21 protein-coding genes and 1 pseudogene are annotated in these 20,284 nt (G+C 62.8%); 15 read left to right on the top strand and 7 right to left on the bottom strand.

Annotated features, from left to right (window positions below; all coding sequences use genetic code 11):
• On the bottom strand, positions 1 to 1,251 hold the full coding sequence (trpB, locus tag IHQ72_RS01720) for a tryptophan synthase subunit beta (protein ID WP_258120862.1): 1,251 nt from the start codon (positions 1,249 to 1,251) through the stop codon (positions 1 to 3).
• Between the two features lie 86 nt (positions 1,252 to 1,337).
• Positions 1,338 to 1,997 carry a phosphoribosylanthranilate isomerase gene (locus tag IHQ72_RS01715; protein ID WP_258120861.1) on the bottom strand — a complete coding sequence of 220 codons (660 nt, stop codon included), beginning with the start codon at positions 1,995 to 1,997 and terminating at the stop codon, positions 1,338 to 1,340.
• Positions 1,998 to 2,105: 108 nt separating this feature from the next.
• Between IHQ72_RS01715 and IHQ72_RS01710 the strand changes: the two genes are divergently transcribed.
• Positions 2,106 to 2,324, top strand: a complete 219-nt coding sequence (locus IHQ72_RS01710) for a hypothetical protein (RefSeq protein ID WP_258120860.1) — start codon at positions 2,106 to 2,108, stop codon at positions 2,322 to 2,324.
• A 9-nt stretch (positions 2,325 to 2,333) separates the two neighbouring features.
• Here the strand turns inward: IHQ72_RS01710 and IHQ72_RS01705 are convergent, their stop codons facing one another.
• From IHQ72_RS01705 to IHQ72_RS01695, 3 genes are all read right to left on the bottom strand, one after another.
• Positions 2,334 to 3,092, bottom strand: coding sequence for a M48 family metallopeptidase (locus IHQ72_RS01705; RefSeq protein WP_258120859.1), 759 nt, complete (start codon positions 3,090 to 3,092; stop codon positions 2,334 to 2,336).
• A gap of 98 nt (positions 3,093 to 3,190) precedes the next feature.
• Complete coding sequence (locus tag IHQ72_RS01700) at positions 3,191 to 3,679, bottom strand: DUF2852 domain-containing protein (protein WP_258120858.1); 489 nt, start codon at positions 3,677 to 3,679, stop codon at positions 3,191 to 3,193.
• Positions 3,680 to 3,885: 206 nt separating this feature from the next.
• A complete protein-coding gene (locus tag IHQ72_RS01695) occupies positions 3,886 to 4,350 on the bottom strand; it encodes an Lrp/AsnC family transcriptional regulator (RefSeq protein WP_258120857.1) in 465 nt (154 codons plus the stop codon).
• A 173-nt stretch (positions 4,351 to 4,523) separates the two neighbouring features.
• On the opposite strand from IHQ72_RS01695, the gene IHQ72_RS01690 reads away from it, so the two are divergent.
• On the top strand, positions 4,524 to 5,537 hold the full coding sequence (locus tag IHQ72_RS01690) for a 1-aminocyclopropane-1-carboxylate deaminase (protein WP_258120856.1): 1,014 nt from the start codon (positions 4,524 to 4,526) through the stop codon (positions 5,535 to 5,537).
• A gap of 2 nt (positions 5,538 to 5,539) precedes the next feature.
• Here the strand turns inward: IHQ72_RS01690 and IHQ72_RS01685 are convergent, their stop codons facing one another.
• Positions 5,540 to 6,304 carry an alpha/beta hydrolase gene (locus tag IHQ72_RS01685; protein WP_258120855.1) on the bottom strand — a complete coding sequence of 255 codons (765 nt, stop codon included), beginning with the start codon at positions 6,302 to 6,304 and terminating at the stop codon, positions 5,540 to 5,542.
• A gap of 210 nt (positions 6,305 to 6,514) precedes the next feature.
• Here IHQ72_RS01685 and infC point away from each other — a divergent pair, with 210 nt between their 5' ends.
• The 8 genes from infC (at position 6,515) to pheT (ending at position 13,532) form a co-directional block, all read left to right on the top strand.
• On the top strand, positions 6,515 to 7,051 hold the full coding sequence (gene infC, locus IHQ72_RS01680) for a translation initiation factor IF-3 (RefSeq protein ID WP_077374810.1): 537 nt from the start codon (positions 6,515 to 6,517) through the stop codon (positions 7,049 to 7,051).
• A 127-nt stretch (positions 7,052 to 7,178) separates the two neighbouring features.
• Entirely contained in the window at positions 7,179 to 7,823 is a 645-nt protein-coding gene (locus IHQ72_RS01675) for a methyltransferase family protein (RefSeq protein WP_123146263.1), read from the top strand.
• A gap of 239 nt (positions 7,824 to 8,062) precedes the next feature.
• The gene (locus IHQ72_RS01670; RefSeq protein WP_258120854.1) at positions 8,063 to 8,719 is read left to right on the top strand and encodes a methyltransferase family protein; all 657 of its coding nucleotides are present in this window, start codon (positions 8,063 to 8,065) and stop codon (positions 8,717 to 8,719) included.
• A gap of 160 nt (positions 8,720 to 8,879) precedes the next feature.
• On the top strand, positions 8,880 to 9,083 hold the full coding sequence (rpmI, locus tag IHQ72_RS01665; RefSeq protein ID WP_006201248.1) for a 50S ribosomal protein L35: 204 nt from the start codon (positions 8,880 to 8,882) through the stop codon (positions 9,081 to 9,083).
• Between the two features lie 38 nt (positions 9,084 to 9,121).
• On the top strand, positions 9,122 to 9,523 hold the full coding sequence (gene rplT, locus IHQ72_RS01660) for a 50S ribosomal protein L20 (RefSeq protein WP_006201247.1): 402 nt from the start codon (positions 9,122 to 9,124) through the stop codon (positions 9,521 to 9,523).
• Positions 9,524 to 9,619: 96 nt separating this feature from the next.
• Complete coding sequence (pheS, locus tag IHQ72_RS01655) at positions 9,620 to 10,705, top strand: phenylalanine--tRNA ligase subunit alpha (protein WP_258120853.1); 1,086 nt, start codon at positions 9,620 to 9,622, stop codon at positions 10,703 to 10,705.
• Positions 10,702 to 11,127, top strand: coding sequence for a GFA family protein (locus IHQ72_RS01650; RefSeq protein WP_258120852.1), 426 nt, complete (start codon positions 10,702 to 10,704; stop codon positions 11,125 to 11,127). The genes pheS and IHQ72_RS01650 overlap by 4 nt, the downstream gene beginning before the upstream one ends.
• Entirely contained in the window at positions 11,124 to 13,532 is a 2,409-nt protein-coding gene (gene pheT / locus IHQ72_RS01645; RefSeq protein ID WP_258120851.1) for a phenylalanine--tRNA ligase subunit beta, read from the top strand. Before IHQ72_RS01650 ends, pheT begins: the two co-directional genes overlap by 4 nt.
• Positions 13,533 to 13,798: 266 nt before the next feature.
• Here the strand turns inward: pheT and IHQ72_RS01640 are convergent, their stop codons facing one another.
• Positions 13,799 to 14,794 (bottom strand): aldo/keto reductase, encoded by a 996-nt coding sequence (locus tag IHQ72_RS01640; protein WP_258120850.1) that lies wholly within the window; start codon positions 14,792 to 14,794, stop codon positions 13,799 to 13,801.
• A gap of 96 nt (positions 14,795 to 14,890) precedes the next feature.
• Here IHQ72_RS01640 and IHQ72_RS01635 point away from each other — a divergent pair, with 96 nt between their 5' ends.
• The 5 genes and pseudogenes from IHQ72_RS01635 to IHQ72_RS01615 all read left to right on the top strand — a co-directional run bounded on the left by IHQ72_RS01635 (position 14,891) and on the right by IHQ72_RS01615 (position 20,012).
• On the top strand, positions 14,891 to 15,781 hold the full coding sequence (locus IHQ72_RS01635) for a LysR family transcriptional regulator (protein ID WP_258120849.1): 891 nt from the start codon (positions 14,891 to 14,893) through the stop codon (positions 15,779 to 15,781).
• A gap of 188 nt (positions 15,782 to 15,969) precedes the next feature.
• Positions 15,970 to 16,548, top strand: a complete 579-nt coding sequence (locus IHQ72_RS01630; protein WP_258120848.1) for a cytochrome b — start codon at positions 15,970 to 15,972, stop codon at positions 16,546 to 16,548.
• A gap of 67 nt (positions 16,549 to 16,615) precedes the next feature.
• Positions 16,616 to 17,191, top strand: a complete 576-nt coding sequence (locus tag IHQ72_RS01625; protein ID WP_258120847.1) for a YceI family protein — start codon at positions 16,616 to 16,618, stop codon at positions 17,189 to 17,191.
• A 125-nt stretch (positions 17,192 to 17,316) separates the two neighbouring features.
• Positions 17,317 to 18,303 carry a Gfo/Idh/MocA family protein gene (locus IHQ72_RS01620; protein ID WP_258120846.1) on the top strand — a complete coding sequence of 329 codons (987 nt, stop codon included), beginning with the start codon at positions 17,317 to 17,319 and terminating at the stop codon, positions 18,301 to 18,303.
• Positions 18,304 to 18,362: 59 nt separating this feature from the next.
• Positions 18,363 to 20,012, top strand: a pseudogene (locus tag IHQ72_RS01615) (FAD-binding dehydrogenase).
• Positions 20,013 to 20,284: the final 272 nt, after the last annotated feature.

Genomic DNA, 20,284 nt, shown 5'->3' with positions numbered 1-20,284 from the left:
TCAGATCTCCATGCCCAGCATATTGGCCACCGTATGCACGTCCTTGTCGCCGCGGCCGGACAGGTTGACGATGACGATCTGGTCCTTGTCCATGGTCGGCACGATCTTCACCGCATGGGCGATGGCATGGGCGGATTCGAGCGCCGGAATGATGCCTTCGACGCGCGTCGTCAGCTGGAACGCCTCGAGCGCCTCGTCATCGAGGATTGGCACATAGTCGACGCGGCCACTGTCGCGCAGCCAGGAATGCTCCGGCCCGACGCCCGGATAGTCGAGACCGGCCGAGATCGAATGCCCGTCCATGATCTGCCCGTCGGCATTCTGCAGGAGATAGGTGCGGTTGCCGTGCAGAACGCCGGGCGCGCCGGCATTCATCGAGGCGCAATGCTCGATGCCGTCGAGGCCACGGCCGCCGGCCTCGATGCCGATGATACGAACGTCTTTGTCGTCAAGGAAGGGATGGAATAGGCCGATGGCGTTCGAGCCGCCGCCGACGCAGGCGATGATCGTGTCCGGCAGCCGGCCTTCCTGCTCGAGGATCTGGGCGCGCGCCTCGATGCCGATCACCGACTGGAAGTCGCGCACCAGCTCCGGATAGGGGTGCGGGCCGGCGGCGGTGCCGATCAGGTAATAGGTGTCCTCGACATTGGTCACCCAGTCCCGAAGAGCTTCGTTCATGGCGTCCTTCAGCGTGCCGTGGCCTGCGGTCACCGGCCGCACCTCGGCGCCGAGCAGCTTCATCCGGAAGACGTTCGGGCTTTGCCGGGCGACGTCGGTAGCGCCCATATAGACAACGCACGGAAAGCCGAAACGCGCCGCCACCGTTGCCGACGCCACGCCGTGCTGGCCGGCCCCGGTCTCGGCGATGATACGCTTCTTGCCCATGCGCTTGGCCAGCAGGATCTGGCCGAGACAGTTGTTGATCTTGTGCGAGCCGGTGTGGTTCAAATCCTCGCGCTTGAAATAGACCTTCGCGCCGCCCCCGAGGCCCTTCGCCGAGGAAACCTCACGAAGATGTCTGGTCAGTCCTTCGGCGAAATAAAGCTTCGACGGCCGCCCGGCGTAGTGGGTCGAGAGATCCGTCAGCTCGGCCTTGAAATCCGGGTCGTCCTTGACCTCGTTCCAGTGCCGTTCCAGGTCGAGGATCAACGGCATCAACGTTTCGGCAACGAAACGACCTCCGAAGATGCCGAACATGCCCTGCTCGTCGGGTCCGGTGCGGAAGGAATTGGGTATCGCCGGCTTGTTCATCGCCGATCTCCTACTTCTTGTTTTGGACATGTCCTTGTCGGAAAACCGGTTTCCACTTTTCCGGGACATGCTCCGGGTTCTATCCTTCAGGCGGCGCGGTTGTCACGCGCTGCCCTGACGGCCCGGAAAAACTGTTCGATCAGCGCCGGATCCTTGACGCCCGGCGCGCTTTCCACACCTGAGGAAATGTCTAATCCGGGCGGGTTGGCAAGCCGAAGGGCATCGCCGATATTGGCGGCGTTGAGCCCACCGGAAAGCATGTAATCGACGCCTGCGTCAAGGCCGGCCAGAACGCGCCAGTCGAAGGCAATGCCGTTGCCGCCCGGCAGTTCCGAACCTTTCGGCGGCTTGGCGTCGAACAGGAAGCGGTCGGCAATGCCGACGAAGGGTCTTATCCGCTCCAGGTCGGCAGCCTCGCTGACCGGCAGCGCCTTCATCACCGGCAGGCCATAGCGGGCCTTGAGCTGCGCCACCCGCTCGGGCGTTTCCGAGCCATGCAGCTGCAGCATGTCCGGGCGCATTTTTTCGACGATTTCGTCCAGAAACGCATCGCCGGCGTCGACCGTCACGGCAACCGCCTTGGCCTTGCCGGTCGCCGCTTCGCGCAAGCGGCCGGCTTCCGCCGGCTCGACATAGCGCGGGCTTTTGGCAAAGAAAATAAAGCCGACATGGCTGGCGCCGCCGGCCAATGCCGCGGCCAATGCCTTGTCGGTCTTCAGTCCGCATATCTTGATGTCGAGCGCCATGCCGCGGGGATTGGCACGAAACGGCAAAAGAGTCGAGAAAAAGCATCCTGTTTGCCGGCGTTGGGAATAGCCCTAGTTTCAATGTATGGATGAAGGCGGGAGCAAACCATGACGGACAAGACCGTTGCAGAGCTCAGGCAAAAGATCACGCAGGCCCGCGAGGTCATCGCTCATCTGATGGACAAGGCCGCCTTCAACGGCGCCGAGGCACACCGCGCGCTCGACTATTTCAGCAACGACGCATTCAAGAAGGACTTCTTGCCATGGCCGCGCCATACCGACGAGGGGCTAAGGCCGGAGGAGTTGAATGCGGCCAACGACGATTGAGCCGGCGACCTACTCGAACACGATCGCCTGCAGCGCGCCGCCATTGCGCTTGAGCCAGTCCTTGCAGCGCTCGGTGTCGGGGCAGAGCTGCTCGCACAATTTCCAGAATTTCGGGCCATGGTTCATCTCCTTGAGATGCGCCACCTCATGCGCGACGAGGTAGTTTATGACCGGTCGCGGCGCCATCATGATGCGCCAGGAGAACGATAGGTTGCCGTCCGACGTGCATGATCCCCAGCGGCTCGACGTGTCCTTGAAGCGGATTGCCTTGGCGCGCTTGCCGACCGCCCCGGTATGCTTGACCACCAGCGCCTCGATCTCGCGCTTGGCTTCGCGTTTGAGGAAATCGGCGATGCGGCGCGGCAGATGCACCCGATCGCCATGCACGATCATCAGCGGACCGCGTTCGTCGTGCGACAGCGTGACGGTCCCGCGCTTCGAAGGTTCATGAACGATGCGATGCGGCAAGCCGCGCACCGGTATCTTGATGCCGGGCCGCACCTGCGGGCGGTTGGGCACCTTGGCCAGCCGCTGCTCCAGCCAGTCCTGATGGCGGTCGAGGAATTTTTCCACCTCGCCCCGCCGCAGGCCCGGCGGCACCGTGATGCGCAGGCCACGGCCGCCGGAATCGATGCGCAGCGTCAGGCGCCGTGCCCGGTCGCTCTCGACGATCTTGAGCGGCAGCGTGCGGCCGGCGACACAATGCTCTCGCTCCACGACGGGAGCGGGCCTGGGTTTGGTCAGGTTGCGGAAGAAGCCGAATGACATGGCCGGACGATACGTGATTCGAGGAAAACGAATAGAACATAAAAGAAACGGCGCCGCTGACGCGACGCCGTTTTTGATTATTTATCGGGGCAAGGCTCTTACTCGTCCAGCAGGCCTGGCGTGGATTTGCCACCGCGTTTGCCGGTCGCCGTCGAGCCGGTCGATCCGCCGGTTGTAGGAGACGTCGACTTGTTGCGGTTCGCCATGAAGCGGTCGAACTCTTCCTGGTCCTTGGCGCGACGCAATTCCCTGGCATATTCGTCGAACTCGCTCAGCATCTCGTCGAGCTTGCGGCGCTCTTCATTGAGCCGCTCGAGTTCCTTTTCGCGCCAGTCGTCGAAAGCAACGTTGCCGGTGCGGGCGGAGCCGTGGCCCCAGCGCGCCGCTCTGTCGGAACCGCGGCGGCAGCCGGCGAAGATGCCGTCGGTCGCGCGGTTGACGTCGCGCTTGAAGCCGTCAAGCCGGTCGCCCCAGATGATGTAGGCGAGCATGGCGAGGCCGAGCGGCCAGAACACCATGAAGCCGATCACCATCAGTGCGATGGTCGCCGGCGTCCAGGCCGGACGGATCAATGCAGATGTGTTCATTTTCTCCCAATCCTTCAGTTGGAGACAGCCAATTCCGGCTGCGTGGAATCGAAATGGGAAGGGAAAAACGGCGATTCAAGACAATGTCAGCCAAAACCGGACAAGCGTTTGAAATGCTTATCGCTTTTTGAGCGTTTCAAGGAAAAGAACGACCAGGCAGGCAAGCAAGGTGGCCGGTGCATGACTTGATGCTCCGGATGTCCGTTTCAAAAATCCAGGGGTGCGTTGTCGACGACCTCTTTCATCACGAAGAAGGTTCTCGTCTGGCGAACGCCGGGCAGTGCGATCAACTGGTCTCCGTGGATTCGGTTGAAATCCGCCATGTCCCCGACCCTGATCTTCAGAAAATAGTCGAAGTCGCCCGCCACCAGATGGCAGTCGAGGATGAATTTCAATTTCGCGACGGCCTTCTCGAAATCCGCGAAACTCTCCGGGGTCGAGCGGTCGAGGACGACGCCAACCATCACCAGCGCGCCTCTGTCGACCTTCCGCGGTGTCACCACCGCCCTGACATGGCTGATGTAGCCTTCATCGAACAAGCGCTGCGTGCGGCGGTGGCACGTTGCTGGGCTGACAGCGACCGACTGCGCCAGTTCTGCATTGGTCAGTCGTCCATTGCCCTGGAGCAGGCGCAACATTTTCAGGTCGATCCGGTCGAGCGGTGCTCGCATGGAAGATTCTTCCGATATTGAGTTGAAAATTGAAGCTATATGACATTTTTGTAACGCCATTGCGCGATATTTCGGACATTTTGGGCGCAGTCTTTGAGAACACCTTTCAAGGCAAAGATGATAGTGTTCATCGCATCACATCGGAATGAACAGGAACAAGGGAGGGCACTCTCATGCTCGAGAAATTCGAACGCTATCCGCTTACCTTCGGGCCGACCCATATCGAGAAACTGGAGCGGCTCGGCGCTCACCTCGGCGGAAAAGTCGATCTCTACGCCAAGCGAGAGGATTGCAATTCCGGCCTCGCCTTCGGCGGCAACAAACTGCGCAAGCTCGAATACATCATCCCGGACGCGATCGCCTCAAACGCCGACACGCTGGTCTCGATCGGCGGCGTTCAATCCAACCATACGCGCATGGTGGCGGCCGTCGCGGCGAAGATCGGCATGAAATGCCGCCTCGTGCAGGAAAGCTGGGTACCCCATGAGGACGCCGTCTACGATCGCGTCGGCAACATCCTTTTGAGCCGGATCATGGGCGCGGATGTCCAGATGGTCGATGAGGGCTTCGATATCGGAATTAGGGAAAGCTGGGAACAGGCGATCGCGGATGTGAAGGCCAAGGGTGGCAAGCCCTATCCGATTCCGGCTGGGGCTTCGGTGCATAAATATGGCGGCCTGGGTTATGTCGGCTTCGCCGAGGAGGTCCGCGCGCAGGAGAAGGAACTCGGCTTTGCCTTCGACTACATCGTCGTTTGTACCGTCACCGGTTCAACTCATGCTGGCATGCTGGTCGGCTTCGCCAAGGACGGCCGCGAACGCAACGTGATCGGCATCGACGCATCCTGCACCCCGGCGCAGACCAAGGCGCAAGTACTCAACATCGCGCAGAACACCGCGACGCTGGTCGAACTCGGCAAGGAACTCAATGAGGGCGATGTCGTCCTGATCGAGGATTACGCCTACCCGGTCTACGGCGTCCCCTCTCAGGAGACGAAGGAAGCAATCCGTCTCTGCGCGCGCCTCGAAGGCATGATCACGGATCCGGTCTACGAGGGAAAATCCATGCAGGGCACGATCGATCTCGTGAAGAAGGGTTATTTTCCCAAGGGATCCAAGGTGCTCTACGCTCATCTCGGCGGTGCTCCAGCCCTCAACGGATATGCCTACACATTCCGCAACGGCTGAATCTACCCCGCCTGCCGGACCATAGCGTCGACCGCCCGCACCAGCATGTCGAGATCTTGCGGCCGCGACAGGCGGTGGTCGCCGTCGGGGATCAGCGACAGCGTGACGTCGTCGGCCGGCAGCAGGCCGACCAGTTTCAGCGCATGGCTCGACGGCACGTCGGCATCGGCCAGCCCTTGCAATATATGGACGGGGCAGTGGGTGTCGATCGGCCCGTTCATTGTCAGGTTGTTGCGGCCGTCCTCGATCAGCGCTCGGGTGTAGATGTAAGGCTCGGCCGAATAGTCCGACGGCTCCTCGAAAAAACCCTTTCTGGCAAGATCGCGCTTCTGCGCTTTGGTCAGCGCCGGCTCGACCAGTTCGGCGGTGAAATCCGGCGCCGGCGCCAGAAGTACCAGGCCGGCGATGCGGTTCTCGCCTGCCTTGCTCAATTCTTGGACCATGCGCAGCGCGATCCATGCGCCCATCGAGGAGCCGACCAGGATCTGCCTGCCTAGGGTGAAATGGTGGAAGACGGCGAGGCTTTGCAAAAGCCATTTCGAGACGGTGCCATCGGCAAAGGCGCCGCCGGATTCGCCATGACCGGAATAGTCGTGGCGCAGGAATGCCCGGCCTTGTCCGCTCGCCCATTCCGCCAGCTTCTCGGCTTTGGTGCCCAGCATGTCCGACTTGTAGCCGCCGAGCCAGACAATGCCTGGCGCGGCACCCGTAGCGCGCCTGACAGCAATGCTGGTTCCGTCGACGTCGAGAAAAACCGGTGCGGTCATGGCTCACTCCTCACGCAGGTCTTTTGACACAGCTGGCGGTTCAACGAAAAGTGCTCGGCAACTTTCTTCGTTTGGTACAAGCTGAAGTCAGGGAACAGGTGATTTCCTGTGAACGCTGTGCTATTGACTCCGGCCGCGCGCTCACCACATTGGCGCGTTCGCAATCTGAATTGAAAACCCTGAACGAAACGGCTCAAGGAGACCACGACCATTCGCAGACCTTTCAAAGCAACGGCGCCCACCAAGGAGGGCCCGCGCTCCAACCGTGACATCCGGGTTCCCCGGGTCCAACTTATCGACGCCGAAGGCCACAACCATGGCGATGTCTCCATCAACGACGCATTGCTGCTCGCCGAAGAGGCTGGGCTCGATCTGGTCGAGATATCGCCCAACGCAGTGCCGCCCGTCGTAAAAATTCTCGATCTCGGCAAGCTGAAATACGCCAACCAGAAGAAGGCGGCCGAGGCGCGCAAGAACCAGAAGGTCATCGAGATCAAAGAGATCAAGATGCGCCCGAACATCGACAGCCATGATTACGAGACCAAGATGAAAGCGGTCCGGCGGTTTTTCGAGGAAGGTGACAAGGTCAAGCTGACATTGCGCTTTCGCGGCCGCGAGATGGCCCATATGGAACTCGGCATGCAGCTTCTGAACAAAGTTCGCGAGGAAGTGGCGCCGATCGCCAAGGTCGAAGCCGAACCAAAGCTCGAAGGCCGCCAGATGATGATGGTGCTGGCGCCCCGCTAAAGCGATCCCGTCAAAAGCAAAGGCCGCTTCGGCGGCCTTTTGTTGTTTTTGTCTTCGCCATGATTTCTCCGCAAGTTGCATCGACAAGGATTCTGGTTGCCGGTCCTCGCGGCGAAAGGATTGTCCCATGGCCGCTGCGGCACGTTCTCCGATTGAAAAATCGTTCGACGAAATGGGCCGCTATCAGCGGCGCCGGCGCGTCCTGCTGGCGCTGCTGATCGGTGCTTTTTGCGCTTTGCTGATCTTCGGCGGCTCCACGCACGATGAACTAGGCCACGAACGCATAGAGGGGCAGTACGGGATCGCCCTGATACTGATCGGGATCGGCGGCCGGCTCTGGTCGATCCTCTATATCGGCGGCCGCAAGTCGGCCGAAGTGGTTGCTACCGGCCCATATTCGGTGATGCGCAACCCGCTGTATTTTTTCTCCACCGTAGCGGCCGCCGGCATCGGCGCCCAGACCGGCAGCGTGATCGTCTCGGTGGCGTCGGCGGTTTTGTGCGCGGCCGCGTTCTACATCGTCACGCTGCGCGAGGAACGGCATTTGACGACCGTGCTCGGGGCGCCGTACAAGGACTACATCGCACGCGTGCCGCGGTTTTTTCCCAATCCCCGGCTTTATCGCGATCAGGCCGAAGTCACCTTCACACCGCGCATCTTCAATCATACGCTGCGCGACGGCTTGATGTTCGTGGCTTCCATACCGTTTTTCGAACTCATCGAGTCCGGACAGGAAAGCGGGGTAATTCCCGTTCTCTTCTGGCTGTATTGAGCGGGATGGGCAGGCAAAGGAGGCGACATGCTACCCGCCTTCTCGCTTCTTTTCCTCGCGCGTCGTTGTCCCAAAACCGCTGCGCACCTCGGGTGAAGCCCGTGGGCAGGCTTTTGGGCGACATGCATTAAATTCGCCTGAATCATCTTGCAAGGCGTCCCGGCGATCGGCGGGACGCCTGTTTTCTTGGCCAGAAGCTGCGATCGCCGGCGAAGTTCCTCGACGATCGGATTCCCGACATGCTCAATGAAGTCAAATCGGCGCGGGCCGAACAAGCGCAGGCCAGGCGTGCGCTGGGCAGATATCAGCACGCGCGCAGGATAGTGCTTGCCGCCCTCGTCGTCGTCATGTTCGCAGCGCTGCTGTTTGGCCAGTCTGCTTTTCCTCCCGAAAGCGTGCCGCACGAAACGATCGAAATGGTCGGCGTCCTGCTGATCTTTCTCGGCATTGTCGGGCGCTTGTGGTCGACGCTCTATATCGGCGGACGCAAATCCTCCGAGGTGGTTACCGGCGGACCCTATTCGATCACCCGCAATCCGCTCTATGTCTTCTCCTCGATAGCTGCCGCCGGCGTCGGCGCGCAGATGGGCTCGATCACTGCGGCGATCGGCTTCGCGGTGATTTGCGCCGCCGCCTTTCATGTCGTCATCCTGCGCGAAGAGACGTTCCTGAAGGAGGCCTTCGGAACTCCATTCCAGGCCTATATGGCGCGGGTGCCGCGCTTCTTCCCGAAGCTTTCGCTGTATCAGGAAGGCGACACCGGCAGCTTCAAGCCGCGCCTGCTGCGGACGACGCTGCTGGACGGACTGGTGTTCCTCGTTGCCTTGCCGTTTTTCGAATCGATCGACGGCGCCCAGCAATCGGGCATACTGCCGGTGCTGTTCCGTTTCCCATAGGCACAGGGTGTTGCGCGCCGGCCCGCTTTGACGTATAGCACCGCCGTTCCCAAAAAACCGCCCGGCAGGGCATGCCGTGGCGGTTTCATTGCTTTTCGGGCTTTGGTCGGCCTGAAGCGAACAAAAAGCGCGATGATGCGCACATAAACGGAGTAGCAAAATGCCCAAGATGAAGACCAAGTCAGCCGCTAAGAAGCGGTTCAAGATCACAGGTACGGGTAAAGTCCTGTCGGCTGCGGCCGGCAAGCGTCACGGCATGATCAAGCGTTCCAACAAGTTCATTCGAAATGCCCGCGGCACGATGGTTCTGGCTGAACCGGATGGCAAGAAGGTCATCAAGAATTTTCTGCCGAACGGCCTCTAAGGCATTCGGTCTGGACAACGTTTTAAGGAGATCATGACATGGCACGCGTAAAAAGAGGCGTCACTTCGCACGCCAAGCACAAGAAGGTCCTGAAAGCCGCCAAGGGTTTTTATGGCCGCCGCAAGAACACCATTCGCATCGCCAAGCAGGCGGTGGAAAAGTCGCTGCAGTATGCCTACCGCGACCGCAAGAACCGCAAGCGTTCGTTCCGCGCTCTGTGGATCCAGCGCATCAATGCCGCGACCCACGAGCATGGCCTGACCTATGGCCGCTTCATCGACGGTCTCAACAAGGCCGGCATCGAGATCGATCGCAAGATCCTGTCGGACATGGCCATCCACGAGCCGCAGGCATTTGCCGCCCTTGTGGCCAAGGCCAAGGTCGCGCTCGAATACCTCAAGAACACCACGCCGAACGCTTTTGAAAGCGCTGTAGCCTAACCAGCGCCTTCCCAAGCAACTTCGACACTTGATTTGGGAAACCCGCGCTGGCAGGGCTGGCGCGGGTTTTTCTTTGCCTCCAATCGGGCCTGAAACATGAGTGACATGGAAACCCTCGAAAATTCCCTGATGACCGACATCGCGTCGGCCGCCGACGAGACCGCGATCGAAGCCGTTCGCGTCGCAGCGCTCGGCAAGAAGGGCTCGGTCTCAGAAATGCTGAAGACGCTCGGCTCGATGAGCGCAGAAGAGCGCCAGATAAAAGGCCCGGCTATCAACGGCCTCAAGAACCGCGTCACCGAGGCGCTTACCGCGCGCCGCGCCGAGCTGAAGGACGTAGCGATCGCGGCACGGCTCGCGGCAGAAAAGGTCGATGTGACGCTGCCGGTGCGGCAATCGCCCGCCGAGCGCGGCCGCATCCATCCAATCAGCCAGGTCAGCGACGAGATTGCCGCGATCTTCGGCGACCTCGGCTTTGCCATCGCCGAAGGCCCCGATATCGAGACCGATTATTACAATTTCACCGCGCTGAATTTCCCGGAAGGCCATCCGGCGCGCGAGATGCACGACACCTTCTTCTTCCAGCCGGACGAGAAGGGCGAGCGAAAGCTTTTGCGCACCCACACCTCGCCGGTCCAGATCCGCACCATGGAGGTGCAGAAGCCGCCGATCCGCATCGTCATTCCCGGAAAAACTTACCGGCAGGATTCCGATGCCACGCACTCGCCGATGTTCCATCAGGTCGAAGGGCTGGTGATCGACAGATCAGCCAACGTCGCCAACATGAAATGGGTGCTGGAGGAGTTCTGCAAGGCCTTCTTCGAGGTGCCGCAGGTCAAGATGCGCTTCCGGCCGAGCTTCTTCCCGTTCACCGAACCCAGCATGGAGGTCGACATCCAGTGCGACCGTTCGCGGCCGGGCGAGGTGCGCTTCGGCGAAGGCTCCGACTGGATGGAGATCCTCGGCTGCGGCATGGTGCACCCCAATGTGCTGAGATATGGCGGGCTCGATCCCGACGAGTATCAGGGCTTTGCCTGGGGCATGGGCATCGATCGCATCGCCATGCTGAAATACGGCATGCCGGACCTGCGCGCCTTCTTCGACGCCGATGTGCGCTGGCTGTCGCATTACGGCTTCCGGCCGCTCGACATGCCGACGCTATTCGGGGGCTTGAGCGCATGAGAGCGGCCCACACCGGCGGCTGTCGTTGCGGCGCCGTGCGGTTCGAGGCTTCGGCCGAACCGCACCATGTCAGCTATTGCCATTGCGGCGATTGCCGGCGGGCCAGCGGCGCGCCGGTGTCGGCTTTCGTCGGCTTCATGACCGAGCAGGTCGCCTTCACGGGCAAGGCGCTGAAGATGTTCGAGAATGGCCCGGTGACGCGCTCCTTTTGCGGTATCTGCGGCTCGCCGATCGCCTATGTCGACGAGCGGCTGGCCGACCATATCTATTTCGTGCTCGGCGCCATGGACATGCCGGCCTATTTCAAACCGACGCACCATGCCCATGTGCGCGAGCAACTGCCCTTCCTGCACATGCCGGACGACTTGCCACGCCATTTGAAGACCAGCGTGCCCAGACCATCAGACGGAACACAGTCATGAAACTCACCCTCTCCTGGCTCAAGGATCACCTAGAGACCGATGCCTCGCTGGCCGAGATCGTCGAGCGGCTGACCTCGATCGGTCTCGAAGTCGAGCATGTCGACGACAGATCGAGCCTAAAACCCTTCGTCATCGCCAGGGTGCTGACGGCCGTGCAGCATCCCGACGCCGACCGGCTGCGCGTGCTGACGGTCGATACCGGCGACGGCAAGGCCCCAGTGCAGGTCGTCTGCGGTGCGCCCAATGCCCGCGCTGGCCTGGTCGGCGCCTTTGCAGCACCCGGCACCTATATTCCCGGGATCGACGTGACACTAGCGGTCGGCAAGATCAGGGGCGTCGAAAGCCACGGCATGATGTGCTCCGAGCGCGAGCTGGAGCTTTCCGAAGAGCATGACGGCATCATCGACCTGCCCGCCGATGCGCCGGTCGGCACCAGCTTCGCCGCCTATGCACATCTCGACGACCCGTTGATCGAGATCAACCTGACGCCGAACCGGCCGGATGCGACCAGCGTCTATGGCATCGCCCGCGATCTGGCGGCGAGTGGGCTCGGCCGCCTCGTTGGCGGGGCGATCATGCCGCATGCCGGCAGCGGCATGCGCCCGGTGACGGTGACGATCGAGGCGCCGGAGCTCTGCCCCGGTTTTGCGCTGCGCCTGGTGCGCGGCGTGAAAAACGGCCCGTCGCCGAAATGGCTGCAGCAAAGGCTGATCGCCATTGGGCTCCGGCCAATCAGCGCGCTGGTCGACATCACCAATTACGTGACCTTCGACCGCGGCCGGCCGCTGCATGTGTTCGACGCGAACAAGGTCGCCGGCAACCTCACCGTGCGGCGCGCGCGGAACAGTGAAAAGGTGCTGGCGCTCGACGGGCGCGAATACACGCTGACGCCTGACATGTGCGTTATAGCCGACGAAGACGGCGTCGAATCGATCGCCGGCATCATGGGCGGCGAGCATTCCGGCTGCGACGAGAACACGACCGACGTGCTGATCGAATCGGCACTTTGGGATCCGATCACCACCGCGCGCACCGGCCGGACGCTCGGCATCATCAGCGATGCGCGCTACCGGTTCGAGCGCGGCGTCGACCCTGAATTCATGGTCCCCGGCGTGGAGCTGGCGACCAAGCTGGTGCTCGATTTCTGCGGCGGCACACCGACGGAAATCGAGGTGGCCGGCTATGCCGGCCACAAACCCAAGATCGTGTCCTTCCCACTGTCGGAAGTGAAGCGGCTGACCGGCATAGAGGTGCCCAGGGACGAGAGCCTCGACATCCTTTCGCGCCTCGGTTTCAAGCCGCAAGGCACGAGCGATGTCGTCAATGTGGCGGTGCCGTCCTGGCGGCCGGATGTCGACGGCAAGGCCGACCTGGTCGAGGAGGTCATGCGCATCCATGGCGTCGACAACATCGCCCCGCAGCCGCTCGGCGCGCATGATGCCGTCAACGCCAAGATCCTGACTGTCTTGCAGGTCCGCACCCGCGCCGCCAAGCGGGCGCTGGCGGTGCGCGGCATGATGGAGGCCGTCACCTGGTCGTTCATTCCGGCCAAGCACGCCGAACTGTTCGGCGGCGGCCGGACCGGGCTGAAGCTTGCCAACCCGATCGCCGCCGACATGTCCGACATGCGGCCGTCGCTGCTGCCGGGCCTGATCGCCGCCGCGCAGCGCAATGCCGACAAGGGCATCGGCGATGTTGCGCTGTTCGAAGTGTCCGGCACCTATGAGGGCGATGCGGCCGACCAGCAGCGGCGCGTCGCCGCCGGCGTGCGGCGCGGCACGGCCAAGCTCGACGGTTCCGGCCGTCATTGGGCCGGCAATGCCGGTCCGGTCGGCGTGTTCGACGCCAAGGCCGACGCGATCGCAGCACTCGAAGCCTGCGGCGCGCCGGTCGAGCGGCTGCAGATCGAGGCCGGCGGCCCGGCCTGGTATCATCCCGGCCGATCCGGCACCATCAAGCTCGGGCCTAAAGTCATCTTGGGAACGTTCGGCGAATTCCACCCTAAGACGCTGGAGGAACTGGACGTCTCCGGGCCGCTCTGCGGCTTCGAAGTCTTCGTCGATGCCGTGCCCGAGCCGAAGGCCAAGCCGACGCGGACAAAGCCGAGACTGGAACTGTCCGCCTTCCAGGCGGTCAAGCGCGATTTCGCCTTCGTCGTCGACAAGGCGGTCGAAGCCGGCACACTGACCCGCGCAGCACTTGCCGCCGACAGGAAACTGATCACCAACGTCGCGGTCTTCGATGTGTTCGAAGGGGCGTCACTCGGCGCGGCCAAGAAATCGATCGCCATCGAAGTGTCGATCCAGCCGGTCGAAAAGACGCTGACCGACGAGGATTTCGAAGCGCTGGCAAAGCGCATCGTCGAGAATGTGAACAAGCAGACCGGCGGCGTGCTGCGGGCATAATAGCAAGCAGCGAAGGGGCGCCGCGCTGGCTTTTGCCTTCTCCCCCTTGTGGGAGAAGGTGGATTGGCGCGTAGCGCCAAGACGGTTGAGGGGTGTTGGACGGAGTGCGGCTTTTGCCAAGCTGGAACACCCCTCATCCGTCGCCTACGGCGACACCTTCTCCCACAAGGGGAGAAGGCAGAGCCGCGCGAGACCTAACGCTGGCGAGAGAAACGGCTCGCCCCCGGAATGGGCAACTCAAGCCTGAAGCGATTTCATAGCCGCTGTTATCCGTTGACCAGCGCCAGCAGCTCTTCAGTGTAGCGCTTGCCGACCACCTTCTCCGGCGACAGGGCGTCGCCGATCGCCGCCACTTCCGCGTCGCTCAGCGCGATCTGTGCCGCTGCCGCATTCTGTTCCAGATGGCGGATTTTTCGCGCGCCGGGGATCGGCACGATGAAATCGCCCTGATGCAGCACCCAGGCGAGCGCCAGCTGCGCTGGCGTCACGCCCTTCTCCGCAGCCATTGTCTCCAGCGTCGCGATAACAGCCGCATTGGCCGCCATGGCGTCGGCCTGGAAGCGCGGTAGTCCACGCCGCCAGTCGTCGGCGCCGAGCACCTCTGGCTTGGCGATCGTGCCGGTCAGCAGGCCGCGGCCGAGCGGGCTGTAGGGGACAAAGCCGATGCCGAGCTCGCGGCAGACGGCAAACACCTCTTCTTCCGGATCGCGGCTCCACAGCGAATATTCGCTCTGCACGGCTGATATCGGATGCACGGCATGCGCCCGGCGGATGGTCGCCGCACTCGCCTCCGACAGGCCAAGCGCGCGCACCTTGCCTTCCTGCACCAGCTCGGCCATGGCGCCGACCGTATCCTCGATCGGCACATTGGGATCGACGCGATGCTGGTAGTAGAGGTCGATCACCTCGGTGCCCAGCCGCTTCAATGACGCTTCGGCCACCGCCTTGGCGTGTTCGGGGCGGCTGTCGACACCGGCCATCCGCTCGACGCCGTTGCCTTCTTCGAGAATCTTGAAGCCGAATTTCGTCGCGATCGTCACCTGGTCGCGCACCGGCTTCAACGCCTTGCCAAGCAGGATCTCATTCTCGTACGGGCCATAGACCTCGGCCGTGTCGAAGAAATTGACGCCGATATCGACGGCGCGGCGCAGTGTGGCGATCGCGTCCACCTCCGGCTGGCCGCCATAGCCGAAGCTCATCCCCATGCAGCCGAGGCCGACCGGATAGACGTCAAGTTCATTTCCAAGCTTGCGGGTTTGCATCACGCGTCTCCTTGTTGTGATGCGGCAGAGATAGCGCCTTGCACCGCGTTCGATAATCGGCTCTCATTTGCACGGGCTGTTCCAAGAAATAGATCAATGAAGCGAACTCATCTTTCCCAACTCGCAGTGCTGGCTACCGTCGCCCAGTGCGGCAGCTTTCGCGGCGCGGCCAAGGAGCTCGCCATCGCGCCATCGGCGGTCAGCCACGCGGTTTCCAGCCTGGAGGCGCGTCTTGGCGTGCGGCTCCTGGCGCGCAGCACGCGCAGCGTTGCCCCGACTGAGGAAGGCGCGCAGCTGCTCGAGCGGTTGAGGCCGGCGCTGTCGGAGATCGATCTCGCCCTGGAATCGGCGGTCGAGGCGCGCGACCGGCCGGCTGGCAATCTCCGGCTGACCGTGCCGCGCACCGCCGCCCACCTGGCGCTGACGCCGCGGCTCGGCGCCTTTGCGTCGGCCTATCCGGACATCGTGCTGGAGATCGTCATCGAAGACCGCTTCACCGATGTGGTCGAAGGCGGCTTCGACGCCGGCGTGCGGCTCGGCGAGAGCCTGCAGCGCGACATGATCGCTGTGCGCATCGGGCCAAACCTTCGCGGCGCCGTCGTCGGCGCGCCATCCTATTTCGCGACCATGCCCAGGCCGCGCCATCCACACGATCTCGTCGGTCACCGTTGCCTCCGCTTCCGCTTCTCCAGCGGCATTCTTTACCGCTGGGAATTCGAGAAGGACGGCGAGGAGATCGAGCTGGCGGTGCAAGGGCCGCTGATCCTCGACGAGGACCATCTGATCGCCAATGCGGCGGTCGACGGCGCCGGTCTTGCCTTCCTGTTCGAGGATTATGTTCGCGAGGCGCTGGCCGCCGGCAAACTCGTTCGCGTGCTGGAGGACTGGTGCCCGCCCTTCGACGGTTTCTTCGTCTACTATCCGAGCCGCCGCCAGATGCGGCCGGCGCTGCGAGCCTTCGTCGATTTCTTCAAGATGAGTGGGTAGGCCACCCTCCCCTTGTGGGGAGGGTCGGCTCGCAATCGGAGCGAAGCGGAGGCTGCGAGCCGGGGTGGGGGTAGCGCCTACGAGACCCCCACCCCGCTTCGCAAAAGCCGCTTGGCGGCATTTTGCTGCGCGACCCTCCCCACAAGGGGAGGGTGGAAGAAGGCGGCCCCGGCGTTCGTTCACTTCCCATGCCCGCATTGATCACAAACGACACCACCCGCTATGGCTGGGCGGCAATCGTCCTTCACTGGCTGATCGCGGCGATCTTCATCGGCCAGTTCGTGCTCGGCGTCGTCATGGTGCGGGTATCCAGCCAGCGCACCGCCTTCGAGCTGATCCAGCTGCACAAATCCCTGGGCTTTCTGCTGCTCGGGCTGGTGATCCTGCGCATCGCCTGGCGGCTCGGCAATGCGGTGCCGGCGCTGCCGCGCTCGGTCGGGCGTTTTGAGCGCCGGACGGCGCCGCTCGTCCATTTCGCGCTCTACGCGTTTCAGCTCGCGCTGCCCCTGTCCGGCTGGGCGCTGGTATCGGTATCGATGCTGGAGATCCCGAGCGTGCCGTTTAACCTGTTCGTCATGCCGGACCTGCCACTCGCGGAATCGGACCCCGCGGAAAGCTTCTGGACGTCGGCGCATTGGTATCTTGCCTATGCCGGCATCGGACTTGTCGCCCTGCATTTCGCCGCGGCGCTGCGCCATCATTTCTGGCTGAAGGACACGGTGCTGACGCGCATGATCACGCCTTCGTCGGATCACAACGCGGAATAGGGTGGGCGGCTCATTCGTTAGTGGGCGAGGGCGCTAAAAAAGCGTTGCTCAAAAAAGGATCACGCCCATGTATGCGCGCATCTTCGGATTTGCGGCGGTTGCCGCTTGCCTTGCCATGCCTGGTTTCGCGGCGGTAGCTCTCAGCGACGCTGCCGGCAGCTACACGATCAGCCCGGCCGGTTCCAGCATCCGCTTCTCCGTCGGCAAGGCCGGCGGCGGCGGGCTCGCCGGTGCCTTCGCCCGCTTCAAGGGCAACATCCGCATCGACAACAGCAATGTCGGGCGCTCCCAGGTCAATATCACAATCTTTCCCGCAAGCGTCGGCACCGGCCAAAGCCGCGTCGATGCCTTCCTTCGCTCCGACGCGGTGTTCGACGCCGCCAACAACCCGGAAATCCAGTTCCGCTCGACCAGCGTGAAACGCACCGGCGACACGTCAGCTCTCGTCACCGGTCGGCTGACGGCGCGCGGCAAGACTTTTTCGGAAAAGTTCACAGCCGAGCTCGCCGGTCTCAAAGCGGGCAGGATAAAATTCCATGTCACCGGCAAGGTGCTGCGGTCGCGCTACGGCATGGATGTCGGCACGCCGATCTATTCGAACGTCGTCGACTTCGACATGACGCTGACGGGTAAAAGGGGCTGAGCGGTCGCAGAACCCAAGCTGCGGAGGGGGAAGCCGTACTTGTTCACCGCCATGCTCCCGCATTGGCTTTTCTCCTGAATTCAGGCAAACCTCGACGCCTGCAAATCTAGAGATGGAGAAGCCTGATGTTCCGATGGGGTGTTTTGTCGACGGCCAAGATCGGCCGCGAGCATCTTTTGCCTGCAATGGTCGAGGCGGAGAACGGCGTGCTGTCGGCTATCGCCAGCCGCGACATGTCGAAAGCGCGTGCCCTGGCCGATCGTTTCGGCGCGCCCCACGCCTTCGGTTCCTATAGCGAGCTGCTCGCATCCAAGGACGTCGACGGCGTCTACATTCCGCTGCCGACGGCGCAGCATGTCGAATGGACCGCGAAGGCGATTCAAGCCGGCAAGCATGTTCTGGTCGAAAAACCGCTGGCGCTCGATGCCAAGGACATTCCGCCGCTGATCAAGCTGCGCGACGCCAAAAACGTGCTGGTCTGCGAAGCCTTCATGGTCGTCTACCACCTGCAATGGATCAAGGTGCGCGAGCTGATCGCCAATGGCGCCATCGGCCGGCTGCGCCATGTCCAGGGCGCGTTCTCCTACTACAATGTCGATCCCAAGAACATGCGCAACCAACTCGATCTCGGCGGCGGCGCGCTGCCCGACATCGGCGTCTACCCGACGGTGTCGACGCGCTTTTCGACGGGCAAGGAGCCGCTGCGCGTCCAGGCGACGATCGAGCGCGACAAGACATTCGGCACCGATATCTACTCCTCGATCCGCGCCGATTTCGGCGACTTCGAACTGTCGTTCTATCTGTCGACGCAGATGGCGGCGCGGCAGGTGATGGTGTTCCACGGCGAGAAGGGTTTCATCGAGGTGCTTTCGCCGTTCAACGCCGGGATTTATGACCATCATCGCATCGAGCTGCACAACCAGAACCACAGCGAGGCGCAGGTGTTCCGCTTCCCCGGCATGCAGCAGTACCGGCTGGAGGTCGAGGCCTTCGCGCGGGCGGCACAGGGCGGCACCGACCGCGTCTTCACGCTGGAAGAATCGGTGCTCAACCAGAAGGTCATCGACGCTATCTTCCGCGCCGGCGAGAAGGAAGGTTGGGAGACGGTTTAGGCTGACCATGATCCCGAAAAGTGGGAACCGGTTTTCGGATAAGATCATGGTCAAACAAAATGGCTGACGATGCCGATGTGATCATTGTCGGCGCCGGGCTTGCCGGCCTCGTCGCCGCGGCGGAACTGGCCGAAGCCGGCAAGAAAACCATCATCGTCGACCAGGAGCCGGAGCAGTCGCTCGGCGGCCAGGCATTCTGGTCGCTTGGCGGCATCTTCCTCGTCGATTCGCCCGAACAGCGGCGCATGCGCATCCGCGATTCGCGTGATCTGGCGCTCGAAGACTGGCTGGGCACCGCCGCCTTCGACCGCCCGGAAGATCTCTGGCCGCGCCGCTGGGCCGAGGCCTATGTCGGCTTCGCCGCCGGCGAGAAGCGCTCCTGGCTCATGCAGCGCGGCATAAAGTTCTTTCCCGTCGTCGGCTGGGCCGAGCGCGGCGGCGGCAACGCCGTCGGCCACGGCAATTCGGTGCCGCGCTTCCACGTCACCTGGGGCACCGGGCCCGGCGTACTCGACCCGTTCGTCCAGCGCGTACGCGAGGCCGAAAAGAGCGGGCTGATCCGCTTCAAATTCCGCCATCGGGTCAACGAACTGACCCGGACGGGCGGCGTCGTAAACGGCGTGCGCGGCGACATCCTGGTGGCGAGCGCAGCCGCAAGAGCTCACGCGATGTCGCCGGCGATTTCGAGCTTAAGGCGCAAGCGGTCATCGTCGCCTCCGGAGACATCGGCGCCAATCCCGAGCTTGTCCGGAAAAACTGGCCGCAGCGGCTCGGCACGCCGCCCAGGCGCATGATCACCGGCGTCCCCGATCATGTCGACGGCCGCATGCTGGCGATCACCGAGGCGGCCGGGCGGCAGCACCATCAACCGCGACCGCATGTGGCACTATGTCGAAGGCATCAGGAACTGGGCGCCGCTCTGGACCGACCATGCCATTCGCATCCTGCCCGGCCCGTCGTCGCTGTGGCTCGACGCCCGCGGCAAGCGGCTGCCGGTGCCGCTCTATCCCGGCTTCGACACGCTGGGCACGCTCAGCCACATCATGAGCACCGGCTTCGACTATTCCTGGTTCATCCTGACCAAAAAGATCATCCAGAAGGAGTTCGCGCTGTCGGGCTCCGAGCAGAACCCCGACCTCACCGGAAAAAGCTGGCGCCAGGTGCTCGGCCGCGCCACATCAGGCGTTCCCGGTCCAGTGAAGGCGTTCATGGAGAAGGGCGAGGATTTCATCGTCAAGCCTGATTTGCCGGCGCTGGTCGCCCGCATGAACGCCCTTGTCGGCGGTGAGCCGCTGCTCGAGCTGGGACAGGTCGAGCACGAAATCTGCGCCCGCGACCGGCAGCTCGACAACCCTTTTTCCAAGGACATGCAGATCACCGCCTTGCGCGGCGGCCGCGCCTATCTCGGCGACCGGCTGATCCGCACGGCAAGGCCGCACAAGATGCTCGATCTTGCCAATGGCCCGCTGATCGCGGTCAGGCTCAACATACTGACGCGCAAGACGCTGGGCGGCTTACAGACCGATCTCGACAGCCGCGTGCTGGACGCCGAGGGCCAGCCGATCGAGGGGCTGTATGCGGTGGGTGAAGCTGCCGGCCTCGGTGGCGGTGGCATGCATGGCTATGCGGCGCTGGAAGGCACGTTTCTTGGCGGCTGCATTTTTTCGGGCCGCAGCGCCGGCCGCGCTGCGGCGCGGGCAGTGGGGTGAGAGGCAGGGCAGTCGCTTGTGGAGCAATTTCTGGAATGTCGGCGCTGCCCCTCACCTGCCTGCCGGCATCCTCTCCCCGTATAGTGACGGGGAGAGGGGCGCTCTCATCAGAGGTTTCGCCAATATCCAACGTTGCAGAATGTGCGCCAAGATTGCGGCCAGCCCCTTCTCCCCGTCGCTATACGGGGAGAAGTGCCCGGCAGGGCGATGAGGGGCAGCGCCAGGGTCGGCAATAAGCCCTGAGCGATCGTCCTGAGAGGAACGCCGCGCCA

It is taken from the genome of Mesorhizobium onobrychidis (assembly GCF_024707545.1).
GTDB classification, from domain to species: domain Bacteria; phylum Pseudomonadota; class Alphaproteobacteria; order Rhizobiales; family Rhizobiaceae; genus Mesorhizobium; species Mesorhizobium onobrychidis.
Note: the sequence above shows the minus strand (reverse complement) of the source record. Positions and strands in the feature narration are given on the sequence as shown.